Raw genomic sequence first — 11809 nt, forward strand, 5'->3', positions numbered from 1 at the left:
CCTTTTGGACGCCGATCACCCCAGAAGCGGGGTCCTTATTGCAAGCCGTTCAACAACGGGCGCAGCCGGACCGAAGCTCTGACCGAAGAGCAAAAGGCGGCAGAAAAGTTGAACGAAACGCTCGTGGAGCGTCTTAACGGTCTCGAGTCTGAACGTATCGCGTTGGCGCTTGTCACGTCTGGTCAGTTCCAGACCACGGAAGCTGCGCAGCTCTTCGCAGAGGCGATGATTCAGGGTGGCGGCTCTGTCGATAAGCAGACCGAAGCAATGATCCGTCAGATCGGCGCGGCTGCGGCTTTGAATGAAGAGCTGCAGAAGGTTGCCCGTGATCCGGTGAAGGAATGGATGAAGTCCGTCCCGAACTGGCTGGAGGCTGGAAAGCAGATCGAAATGGGGGCAATCGAGTCCCTGAAGTCTTCGATCTCCGACTTCATCAAGACGGGTAAGTTCGACATCAACAACCTCGGAGAGGCTATCCTCGGAACCATTTCTGAGATCGTGGCGGACAAGGCAGTTAAGGAGCTGCTCACCATGATGGGTCGTGGAGATCAGGCTCCGACCGGCGGTCTGGGCGGTCTCTTGTCGGGCCTGTTCTCGTCTAAGGGGGATACTTCCATCCCGGGCGTTGGTGGGGATACCACCGCGCAGATGATGGCCGGTGGGCAGCAGGCGGGAACGGCGATCTCCACCGCGATGCTTCAGGCGGGCCAGCAGATTTCGGCACAGCTTCAGTCTGCCCTTTTCGGCGGCGGAGCGCAGGTAGGCGCTTCGGCACAGTCTGGACTTGCATCGGGTGCGGCCTCCGTACGCGCGGCGGGACAGCAGGGCCTCGCAATCGGTTCCGCGCAGATGACGTCCGCAGGTGCAACGGCTGGCACCACGATCAATCAGGCAATGGTGGCCGGTGGCCAGTCGGCTGCCAGCAGCATCAGCATGGGTATGGCGGGTGGCGGCGGTGGCGGGTTCCTATCGGGGCTTGGGGGGTGGCAGGGGATCGCATCCATGGTCATTCCGGGCCTCTTTTCAGAAGGCGGGCACTCACATTCTCCTGTATCCCGCGCGGCTGTACCGTCTTCGGCTTTCGCAAATGCGCCGCACTATTCGCAGGGCACGGCTAACACTTCGGGTATCCCGGCAATTCTCCACGACAATGAGGCGGTCATTCCTCTGTCACGAGGTCGCAAGATCGGGGTTGAACTGAACGGGGACTCCGGTGGCGGTGGAAGCGCGCCGATCATCCAGCACATGAATTTCACGGTCAACAGCCCGAACCCGGATGCCTTCCGCAGGTCGGAAAAGCAGATCGCTGCCGACATGGCTTCCGCAGGCCAGCGCGCCGTCCGCGACATTCGATAAAGGAGGCGACCATGAGCACCGAACACGGCCCCGGCCACCGGGACCCGCGCGGGCGACACGCCGATACTTTCCGCGCCGATGCTGCGCGCCTCCGCCGCCTGTTTCTAGCGGGGGTCCCGGTGATCGCGGTGGGGCTTTATCACTACCGGATTGATGGGCCTCTGCCGCCGGGGTTCCGATGGGATGAGGACGAGGACGAATGATCCAAACGGACGATTCGGCTTGAAGCCGAATCCCCGCTAACGCGGGGTTGCCACAGACCGAACCCCACAACTTTTAGCTTCACAGAGTCACACACAACTGTGGCCTCTGAATCACACACAAATCCGGGTCGAGTCACACACAAAAGCCCCCGCGAGGGGGCCTAAGTGCTTGATTTCATTAGCGGGAATAATGGTGGGCGATAACGGATTTGAACCGCTGACATCTTCGATGTGAAGCCACAAATTGGATTGTCACCGCATCGCAGGAAATGACACCAGAGTCCACCTGAGCAATGCAAACTGCATGCCGGAAAATTGGGCACGGAGGCGGGGCGAAGGTCCACTCTTTTGCGAAGTGGTCGAGTATCGTTCAGTTTCGTGCAGGTGACCGGATGGTGACCGCGAGCACTGGATCTTGCTGGCTGATCTCAAATGAGATACACTCGATCTGACTAAGGAGGCAGCCATGGCAGCGCAAACGTCAATGCTCCACGTCCGGGTGGACGACCAGTTGAAGGCTCAGGCGGCGGAAGCGCTGGCCGGGGTCGGCCTTACGCTTTCGGATGCGATCCGCATCCTGCTCACCCGGGTCGCGAAGGAGGGCGGACTGCCCGCCGGGCTCGTTGCCGATCCAGAGGCCTATGACGCATGGTTTAAGGCCAAGGTTCGGGAGGCCCTCGACGACGACCGCCCTGCCCTGTCGCATGCCGATGTCGCGTCCGAGATGCGCAGCCTGATCGAGCGCAGCAATCGTGCCTGAGCTGCGCTGGCGGCAGACCGCCCGCGACGATCTGCGGTCGATCATCGAATATATTGCTGCCGACAATCCCGCTGCGGCACTGGCGCTCTGGGAAACGATTGAAGCCAGGATCGGGCATCTGCCGGAGTTTCCGAAGGCGCATCGTCCCGGACGTTTGCCCGGCACCCGCGAACTCATCGCGCATCAGAATTACATCGTCGTGTATTCAGAGAGCCCGGACAGCATCGAGATCCTGCGGGTGCTGCACGGCGCGCAGATGTGGCCGTAGAAGGCGGCCCTTTGCGGTCGGTCGACCTCGCCAGATGCTGCATTCCCCCATTCTTCAAAGCTGCACTTCGAGGAAGGACACAGCAAAACACTCGGGGGCAAGGGTGATGCGGATTCAGAACTCGCGCAAAGGGGGATCTCGGCCAATAATATCGCTCGCATCCTACGTCTGACCCGTTGATTCCCGAACTCTTGGAGGGCGCGCTCGCGGGGCAGCACAAGTCAGAGTTCCTTAAGGCGGCGTTGCAGTCAGACCTTCCATCGGACAGGAAAGCGTAACGCGCCTTGTCTTTGACATTCGGCTCAGCACGTTAGCGTCTATCCATCATCTCACATCTTGGCTAAAGTAGCTCCAACTCGGGGAGGGGCTAACCATGCAAAGCATGTCGGCGCGCGATGCCAAGAATGCCTTTGGGCGGCTGATCGACATGGCGAGGGCGGAGCCTGTTGCCATCGAGAAGTATGGACGGTCTGTCGTCGTGGTGCTTGCCGTTGAAGAATTCGAGCGACTGACGGCAAAGGCGAAGAAGCAGGTGGCTTCCGGGACATTGGGCAAACGCCCGGGACAAGAAGACTGATCAATACAACAACAGACCGGACAAACCGGTAGGAGACTGAACGACATGGCAAGCCACTCGGACCTGGCGAACTTGATCTGGCAGATCGCGGACCTCCTGCGCGGGCCCTATCGCCCGCCGCAGTATGAACGCGTCATGCTGCCGCTTGTCGTTCTGCGCCGCTTCGATTGCGTGCTGGCTGACACCAAGGACCAGGTTCTGGCGGAGTATGCGCGGCGCAAGGGTGGGAAGCTGGAGGACGATGCTCTCGACAGTATGCTGAACAAGGCATCCGGTCACCGCTTCCACAATCGTTCGGAGATGACCTTCCAGACGATGATCGGCGACACCCCCAACTTGGCACGCCACCTTCAATCCTACATCAGCGGCTTCTCGGCTAACGTGCGGCGGATATTCGACTTCTTCGAATTCACCAACGAAATCGAGAAGATGGATGAGGCGAACATCCTCTACCTCGTGCTGAAGGAGTTCCTGAAGGTCGACCTTCATCCCGATCGGGTGAAGAACGATCAGATGGGCCTGGTATTCGAAAACCTGATCCGACGCTTCAACGAACTGGCCAACGAGACCGCGGGCGATCACTTCACGCCGCGCGAGGTGATTCACCTCATGGTCGATCTTCTTTTCATGGATGCCGATGACGTGCTCAGCAAGCCAGGCACCGTCATGCGCATGCTCGACCCGGCATGCGGCACGGGGGGCATGCTTGCCGAGGCACAGCGCTACATGCGCGATCACCACAAGGAAGCGAAGCTCTACGTCTACGGACAGGATTACAACAAGCGCGCCTTCGCGACGGCCGCATCCGACATGCTCATGAAGCAGGTTGACCACAACGGTGGCGGTGAGAACGTCCAGTACGGCGACAGCTTCACCGACGACAAGTTCGAAGGGCAGACCTTCGACTACTTCATCGCCAACCCGCCCTTCGGCGTGGACTGGAAGAAGCAGCAGAACGAAATCGTTCGACGGTACGAAAAGGCCCCGAAGGACAGCCCGTGGAGCGCAGGCCTGCCGCGCGTGAACGACGGCTCCTTGCTGTTCCTGCAGCACATGATCTCGAAGTTCGAAGGCGTCGATCTCAAGTCGCAGAAATACGGCTCGCGCGCGGCCATCGTCTTCTCTGGCTCACCCCTGTTCACCGGGGGCGCGGGCGGCGGCGAAAGCAACATCCGCAAGTGGATCATCGAACGCGACATGCTTGAGGCCATCGTCGCCCTGCCGGAGCAGATGTTCTACAACACCGGGATCGGCACCTACATCTGGGTCGTCACTAACAACAAACCCGACCATCGCAAGGGCACCATCCAACTGCTCGACGCGCGCGACATCTGGATGCCCATGGGTCGCAGCCAGGGCGACAAGCGCCGCAAGATCGGCGCGGGCAAGGCACCCGAAGGGGATGATCGCCCGGACGAACCCGATCAGACCGCCGAGATTGTTCGCCTCTACGGCGGCTACGCCCTGAACGCCAAGTCCAAGATCTTCGACAATGCCGACTTCGGGTATACCCGCGTCACCGTCGAGCGTCCGCTGCGGCTGCGCTACCGGATAACGGTCGAGGACAAGGCCCGGTTCCTCGACGCGGCACCGCATCTGCTCGATGACATCCAGGCGGTCGACCAGGCGCTGGGGCGTGAGCCGGAGCTGGATTGGAACAAGGTCTGGGGCAGCATCGAGAAGCTGTTGAAAAAGCGCGAGTCTCGATGGCGCGCACCCGAAGTCAGGCTGTTCCGCAACGTGTTCACCGAAAAGGATGCGGATGCCGAGCGCGTCAGGGACGGCAAGGGCTTCGAAGCCGATCCCGACCTGCGCGACTTCGAGAACGTGCCCCTGAAAGAGGATATTGACGCCTACTTTGCGCGCGAGGTTCTGCCGCATGTGCCGGATGCCTGGATGGACCGGAGCAAGGACAAGGTTGGCTACGAGATCAACTTCAACCGCCACTTCTATCAGTTCACGCCGCCCCGCAGGCTGGTCGACATCGACGCGGACCTGAAGAAGGCGGAGGACGAAATCCTGCGGCTCTTGCGAGAGGTGACGGAATGATCGGTGGCGAATGGATTCGAACGCCGCTCCCTAACAAATGGCGGACTGCCCGCCTACGTGACCACGTGCGGATCACAAATGGGTATCCTTTTGACTCAAAGCAGTTCTCGGACTCGGATGGGATGCCACTCGTTAGAATTCGCGACATCTTCTCTCGGGAGGCGGAAGTCTTCTTCTCGGGAGAACCGGTTCCAGAGGCAATCATCGAAAGCGGTGACATCCTCGTTGGGATGGATGGCGACTTCAATGCAGCAATGTGGAAAGGCGGGAGGGCGCTGCTCAATCAACGGGTATGCAGACTAGAGCCGGAGCCGACGGTTGACCGACGTTTTCTGCTATACCTCCTTCCTGCGCCATTGCGACTGATAAATGAGTTTACCTATTCCACCACGGTCAAGCACCTCTCATCGTTTGACATCCAGAAAATCCACTTTCCGTTTCCCGACATTGCAACCCAGACGGCAATCGCAGACTACCTCGACAACGAAACTGCCGACATCGACGCCCTGATCGCTGCCAAGCAGAAACTTCTCGACCTGATGGCAGAGAAGCGGCGCGCCATCGTGTCCGAGACCGTCATGCGTGGCCTCGACCCTACCGCGCCTCTGCGCCCGTCAGGCATCGACTGGCTTGGCGACATCCCCGCGCATTGGGAGGTGGAGCGGTCGCGGTGGTTGTTCAGCAAACGCGACCAGCGGTCCCAGACCGGCGAAGAGGAAATGCTGACGGTCTCGCATCTGACCGGGGTCACCCCCCGGTCCGAGAAGGACGTGAACATGTTCGAGGCCGAAAGCACGGCTGGCTACAAGCTGTGCTTCGCCGGGGACCTCGCCATCAACACCCTCTGGGCCTGGATGGGCGCCATGGGCACCGCCCGCGTCGATGGCATCGTCAGCCCCGCATACAACGTCTACACCCCTGGCCCCCGCCTGCTTCCCGACTACGTCGATGCGCTGGTCAGGATCCCCGTCTTCGCGCAGGAAGTGACCCGCTTCTCCAAGGGCGTCTGGTCTTCCCGACTTCGGCTCTACCCAGAGGGCTTCTTCGAGACCTGGTGGCCCGTGCCGCCGCTCGATGAACAGCAACAGATCGTCGAACACATCAGCACCGAGACAGCCAAGATCGACCGCCTGCGCACCGCGACCGAGAACTCCATCGCATTGCTGAAAGAGCGCCGTACCGCCCTGATCGCAGCGGCCGTGACCGGCCAATTTGAAATCCCGGAGGCAGCCTAGCCATGCGGATACGCGAGCTTACGATCCAGAACTACCGGGCCTTCGGCAACCAGCAAACCTTCCCGTTCTCACCGAGATTCACCGCCATCGCTGGGATCAACGGTCGCGGCAAGACCTCGCTCCTCGACGGGTTGGCACTGCTGGCGTCGCGCATCCTGCCGCATATCTCGCCTGCGCGCAGCGGCTATCGCACCCTCGGCCCGCTCGACCTACATGACGGCCATGGGCCACTGTCGCTGTCCATGAGGATCAATTGCGCGGATATCCCGATCGAGTTTGGGGTCTCTCTCGACGAAGATGCGAAGGCACCGAAGGTCACTAAGCTTTCGCCAGCGGTCAAAAAGGCTGCTCGCAACATCTATGGCGATCCGACCCGAGCCGATGATGCAGCGCCGCTGGTCGTCTATTTCACGACAGACCGGGCCGGATACAGTCTCCCCAAGAAGCTGCCGACTGCAGTGCCACGTGGTCAGGCTGCGGCCTATGCCGGAGCGCTTTTCAACAGGACCGTGAACTTTCGCGATTTCATGGCCCGCTATCACAGCGCAGTTGTGCTTCAAGAAGAAGAGACGCGCCTCAATCCGAACTACCTCGGCGACCGAGCCGTTGGAGCGATCTCGGATGCTCTGACGACCTTCCTTGGTGGATTTCGCAACCTTCGTGTCGAGCAAAGACCGCTTCGACTTCTCATCGACAAGGACGACCAGAGTTTCGACATTTCCCAACTGTCGGACGGCGAGCGTTCATTTCTCGCCCTGATCTGCGACCTTGGCCGCCGTCTAGCGCTCGCGAACCCAGAACTGCCCAACCCGCTACATGGCGCAGGTGTTGTATTGATAGATGAACTCGAACTGCACCTACACCCGAAATGGCAACGAGAGGTCCGCGACAAGCTGCTCGCGACCTTCCCTAATGTACAATTCATCGCCACTACGCACTCGCCCTTCATAATTCAATCGATGAAGCCGGGTGAGCTGATCAACTTGGACCCCGACGAGTTTGCCGAATACTCGGACAAGAGTATCGAGGACATTTCCGAAAACGTGATGGGCGTCGATCTCCCTCAGAAAAGCAAACGTTATCAGGAGATGATGAAAGCGGCAGAGGAATACTTCACCTTGGTCCGCCATCCCTCGCCAGATCGGAAGCTCTTGGCATCGGCAGAGTCGCGGCTGAACGAGCTTTCGGTTCCATTCAGTGATGACCCCGCCTTCCAGGCGCTCCTGAAGCTCGAGAGACAAACCAAAGGGCGCGAGGGTAGCGATGCGTCCAGTTGAACGAGGAATTGCCCCAAACGTCTATGCGAAGTACCAAGATGCTGGTCCAGATCTACAGACGCGGCTAGGGGACTACTGTAGCTACTGCGAACGGCAAATTGAGACCAATCTGGCTGTGGAACACGTTCAGCCGAAATCGCTGGAACCGGCGCTGGGAAGCACATGGACCAACTTCCTGTTGGGTTGCGTTAACTGCAACTCTAGTAAGGGCCATCAGCCAGTGTCGTTGCCGGACTTCCTATGGCCGGACCTCGACAACACGCTTCGCGCTTTCGACTACGGTCCGGGTGGCTTGGTCAAATCCAATTCCGCTTTGGACCCGGCGATTAGGGCGAGAGCCGATGCACTTATCACGCTCACTGGCCTCGACAAGGATCCGGGAAACCCACTACCAGCTAGGCGCCCGACTGATGCAGACAAGCGCTGGCTTAGGCGACAGGAAGCTTGGCGGAAAGCCGAACGTTGTCGGGCTATTCTTGCACTTCAGGATACCCCAGAAACACGCGAACTGATTGTCGAAGTTGCCAAGGGAAAGGGTATGTTCTCAATATACTGGGTGCAATTCGCCCATGATGCAGACATGAGAAGGAGATTTCGTGAAGCATTCGTTGGGACAGCTCCTTTGTGTTTTGATCACGCTGAGAACCTTCAGCCCCGACCCGGAGGCCAAGTCTAATAATGAATCACGCTCGACATTCAGAAGGAGCTTTCGAAGCCATCATCGAAGCCACGTTGTTGGCGAATGGTTCCGTTCCAGAACCTGCGTCGGGGTTCGACCGTGATCGCGCCATCTTCCCCGAGACCGTTCTTTCCTTCATCCGCGACACACAGCCGAAGGAGTGGAAGGCACTGAAGGCGCTCCATGGGGAAAAAACTGGCTCCCAAGTCATTGCCGATCTGACCAAGTGGATGGACCGGGAGGGCTCGCTGGCCACCTTGCGCCACGGCTTTAAGTGTTACGGCAAGACCCTTCGGGTGGCATTCTTCAAGGCCGCGCATGGGCTGAACCCGGAGCTGGAAGCTCGCTACGCAGCCAACAGGGTCGGGCTCACGCGGCAATTGCACTTCTCGAGGACCTCCGAAAAATCCCTGGACGTTGCGCTGAGCGTGAATGGCATTCCAGTTGTGTCGGTCGAACTTAAGAACCCGATGACCGGACAGACGGTCGAGCACGCCTTGCACCAGTACCGGCATGATCGTGACCCCCGCGAGCCGATCTTTGAGTTCAAGCGGCGCATGCTGGTCCACTTTGCGGCTGACACCGACACGGTGTTCATGACCACGCGGCTTGCAGGTGCGGCCACCCACTTCCTGCCCTTCAACAAGGGCAACAACGGTGGCGCAGGTAATGCGCCCGACCCCAAGGAGAGAAGCTACCGAACGGCATATCTGTGGGAAGATGTGCTGCAACGAGACAGCCTGCTCGACCTCTTGGCGCGCTTCATTCATCTCCAAGTCGAGGAGAAGCGCGACGACCAAGGTCGAAAGGTCAAGAAGGAAACGATGATCTTTCCGCGGTACCACCAGCTTGAAGCGGTCCGGTCGTTGGTCGATCAAGCGCTGAGAGAAGGGGTGGGTAACAACTATCTGATTGATCACTCGGCCGGCAGCGGAAAGAGCAACACCATCGGGTGGATGACGCACAGACTCGCTTCGCTGCACGACGACGCGAACGCGCGGGTTTTCGACAGTGTGATCGTCATCACCGACCGGGTGGTCCTCGACAAGCAGCTTCAGGACACGATTTACCAGTTCGAACACAAACACGGCGTTGTCCAGAAGATTGACGAGGACTCGCGCCAGCTGGCGGCAGCACTCGAAAGTGCGGTGCCGATCATCATCACCACACTTCAGAAGTTTCCATTCGTCTCGCGTCAGTTGGCCAAGATCGCCGAAGAGCGAGGCGACGCCGAAGGAGGTGTGCTGACGATGCGCCGCTTTGCAGTGATCATCGATGAGGCACACAGCTCGCAGGGCGGCGAGACGGCAACTGACCTCAAGGAAGTTCTCGGCGGGCAGCGCCTTCGCGAAGAGGCTGCGCGAGCCATGTCGGCGAATGATGAAGACGACATGGACGAGCTGTATCGGTCCATGGCGAAACGCGGCAGGCAGGCAAATCTCAGTTTCTTCGCGTTTACTGCTACGCCGAAGCATAAGACGCTCAAGGTATTCGGGCGAGACGGCAAAGCCGCTCATAGCTACACTATGCGCCAAGCTATAGAGGAAGGCTTCATCCTCGACGTCCTGAAGCACTACACGACCTACGCCACCTATTTCCGGCTGCTCAAGGCAAGCGAGGATGACCCGAATGTCGAGCGTAAAAAGGCAGCACGCGCCCTGGCGCGGTTCCTTAAGCTTCATCCGCACAACATCGCTCAGAAAACCGAAGTGATGATTGAGCACTTCCACGCAGCTACCCAGCACAAGATCGGTGGCCGCGCCAAAGCCATGGTGGTGACGGGTTCGCGTCTCGAGGCCGTTCGCTACAAGCAGAGTTTCGATCGCTACGTGAAGGAGAAGGGATACGCCATCAGATCGCTGGTGGCTTTCTCAGGCATCGTCACGGACGACAAGCTGAAGGACGTCACCTACACCGAGGAAGGCATGAACCTCGGCGTCCGTGAGAAGGAACTGCCGGAGGTTTTTGCTACGCAGGAATACCAAGTGTTACTCGTCGCCGAGAAGTACCAAACAGGCTTCGATCAACCCTTGCTGCACACGATGTATGTGGACCGGCGGCTTGCCGGCATCCAGGCGGTACAGACGCTTTCTCGCCTGAACAGAACCCACCCCCTGAAGGAGGACACCTTCGTCCTCGATTTCGTCAACGAGCGCGATGAAATCCGCGAGGCATTCAAGACCTATTTCGAAGGCGCGGAGGTCGGCGAGGACGTCGATCCGGCCAGAATGTATGAGATCAAGAGCCAACTGGACGCCGAGGGCATCTATGTTGTCACGGACGTGGACCGCTTCAGCGCCGTCTATTTTAAGCCGCGCCAACGCCAGAGCCCAAACGATCATCAGTTGATGAATGCCGCGCTTGATCCTTGCGTGGCCCGCTTCAAGGAGACTCAGCAGGAGAAGCCCGACGAGGCCGAGCTGTGGCGCGGCAAGTTGATGGCCTTTTGTAGTCTCTATGGATTCCTCAGCCAGATCATTCCATATCAGGACACCGACCTCGAACGCCTCTATGTTTTCCTGCGCCATCTCGCGACTAAACTGCCAAAGCGCGGCGCCGGGCCCTCCTACCAATTCGATGACGAGGTGCGGCTTGAATACTACCGCCTGCAGAAGATTAGCGAAGGCTCGATCAGCCTTAACGATGGCCAGGCCAACCGGCTCGATGGCCCATCCGAGGTCGGAACCGGTGTACTCCAAGAGGAAGCGGTGCCGCTCTCGCGACTCATCGATGTCGTCAACGACCGGTTCGGCACCGACTTCAATCAGGCCGACCAGCTGTTCTTTGATCAGATTGTGGAAGCGGCGATCTCCGATGCAGCCTTAAGGCAAGCGGCAGCCGTGAATCCAGGCGACAAGTTTGAACTCGTCTTCAGAAATCTTTTGGAAGCGCTGTTTGTGGAGAGAATGGACCAGAACGAAGAAATTTTCGCTCGCTTCATGAACGATAAATCATTCCAGAAAGTCGTGACGGGTTGGCTATCATCTGAAGCCTATCGCAAACTCAACCAGACAGTAGAAAACGCGCCTATTGAGAATTGAAGAGTGCTGAGAGCGCTATCTTTCTAACACGAATAAAGGGGAAGGATTTACGGAACCTCGCCGCACGCTGCAGGACTGTCCGCTCCATCTGTTTTGCTGCGACAGCTGTGCCGCAGTGCGGTCAGGTGGCTTTCCGCCCTTCGCCGCTGTGGTCAGCCTCTCTGCTGCCCCGTCCCCACGCTGCCGCCCCGCCACGTAGCCGTCACGAGTGGCCAACAGCGCCGCCGAGAGGCGTGAGGGCTGGGACCGAAAGCATATCCAGCCCTCTGGAAGTTTTGCACATCGCTCGCGGTTTACTTTCGCACATGCTTGGACCTGTCCCGGTTCTGTTCCGGTCTTCTGAGAGCGATGCTCTCTTCAAAGG

At 59.0% G+C, this 11809-nt stretch carries 10 protein-coding genes; all 10 read left to right on the forward strand.

Translation table 11 applies throughout. The features are described from left to right. Window positions 1-1356, forward strand: a 1356-nt coding sequence (locus tag JC607_RS24710) for a phage tail tape measure C-terminal domain-containing protein (RefSeq protein WP_304612932.1), incomplete at its 5' end; no start/stop codon positions are given. Between the two features lie 11 nt (window positions 1357-1367). Then, window positions 1368-1559 carry a hypothetical protein gene (locus tag JC607_RS24715; RefSeq protein ID WP_198839371.1) on the forward strand — a complete coding sequence of 64 codons (192 nt, stop codon included), beginning with the start codon at window positions 1368-1370 and terminating at the stop codon, window positions 1557-1559. A 466-nt stretch (window positions 1560-2025) separates the two neighbouring features. Further along, window positions 2026-2319, forward strand: coding sequence for a type II toxin-antitoxin system RelB/DinJ family antitoxin (locus tag JC607_RS24720; RefSeq protein ID WP_198839372.1), 294 nt, complete (start codon window positions 2026-2028; stop codon window positions 2317-2319). Next, complete coding sequence (locus JC607_RS24725) at window positions 2312-2587, forward strand: type II toxin-antitoxin system RelE/ParE family toxin (protein ID WP_198839373.1); 276 nt, start codon at window positions 2312-2314, stop codon at window positions 2585-2587. Before JC607_RS24720 ends, JC607_RS24725 begins: the two co-directional genes overlap by 8 nt. A 373-nt stretch (window positions 2588-2960) precedes the next feature. Further along, a complete protein-coding gene (locus JC607_RS24730; RefSeq protein ID WP_198839374.1) occupies window positions 2961-3164 on the forward strand; it encodes a type II toxin-antitoxin system Phd/YefM family antitoxin in 204 nt (67 codons plus the stop codon). Between the two features lie 45 nt (window positions 3165-3209). Next, a complete protein-coding gene (locus tag JC607_RS24735; protein ID WP_198839375.1) occupies window positions 3210-5213 on the forward strand; it encodes a class I SAM-dependent DNA methyltransferase in 2004 nt (667 codons plus the stop codon). Then, window positions 5210-6448 (forward strand): restriction endonuclease subunit S, encoded by a 1239-nt coding sequence (locus JC607_RS24740; RefSeq protein ID WP_198839376.1) that lies wholly within the window; start codon window positions 5210-5212, stop codon window positions 6446-6448. Before JC607_RS24735 ends, JC607_RS24740 begins: the two co-directional genes overlap by 4 nt. Before the next feature lie 2 nt (window positions 6449-6450). Next, a complete protein-coding gene (locus tag JC607_RS24745) occupies window positions 6451-7725 on the forward strand; it encodes an AAA family ATPase (RefSeq protein ID WP_198839377.1) in 1275 nt (424 codons plus the stop codon). Continuing rightward, entirely contained in the window at window positions 7712-8401 is a 690-nt protein-coding gene (locus JC607_RS26235) for an HNH endonuclease (RefSeq protein ID WP_370584949.1), read from the forward strand. Before JC607_RS24745 ends, JC607_RS26235 begins: the two co-directional genes overlap by 14 nt. 2 nt (window positions 8402-8403) lie before the next feature. Next, the gene (locus JC607_RS24755) at window positions 8404-11445 is read left to right on the forward strand and encodes a type I restriction endonuclease subunit R (RefSeq protein ID WP_198839379.1); all 3042 of its coding nucleotides are present in this window, start codon (window positions 8404-8406) and stop codon (window positions 11443-11445) included. Window positions 11446-11809 lie beyond the last annotated feature (364 nt).

The organism is Paracoccus sp. IB05 (genome assembly GCF_016405985.1).
GTDB lineage: Bacteria > Pseudomonadota > Alphaproteobacteria > Rhodobacterales > Rhodobacteraceae > Pseudogemmobacter.

What these genes read in the sequence shown, in the direction of transcription:
- JC607_RS24715 (WP_198839371.1), top strand. Translation starts at nt 1,368, where the DNA reads ATGAGCACCGAACACGGCCCCGGCCACCGGGACCCGCGCGGGCGACAC.
- JC607_RS24720 (WP_198839372.1), top strand. Translation starts at nt 2,026, where the DNA reads ATGGCAGCGCAAACGTCAATGCTCCACGTCCGGGTGGACGACCAGTTG.
- JC607_RS24730 (WP_198839374.1), top strand. Translation starts at nt 2,961, where the DNA reads ATGCAAAGCATGTCGGCGCGCGATGCCAAGAATGCCTTTGGGCGGCTG.
- JC607_RS24735 (WP_198839375.1), top strand. Translation starts at nt 3,210, where the DNA reads ATGGCAAGCCACTCGGACCTGGCGAACTTGATCTGGCAGATCGCGGAC.
- JC607_RS24740 (WP_198839376.1), top strand. Translation starts at nt 5,210, where the DNA reads ATGATCGGTGGCGAATGGATTCGAACGCCGCTCCCTAACAAATGGCGG.
- JC607_RS24745 (WP_198839377.1), top strand. Translation starts at nt 6,451, where the DNA reads ATGCGGATACGCGAGCTTACGATCCAGAACTACCGGGCCTTCGGCAAC.
- JC607_RS26235 (WP_370584949.1), top strand. Translation starts at nt 7,712, where the DNA reads ATGCGTCCAGTTGAACGAGGAATTGCCCCAAACGTCTATGCGAAGTAC.
- JC607_RS24755 (WP_198839379.1), top strand. Translation starts at nt 8,404, where the DNA reads ATGAATCACGCTCGACATTCAGAAGGAGCTTTCGAAGCCATCATCGAA.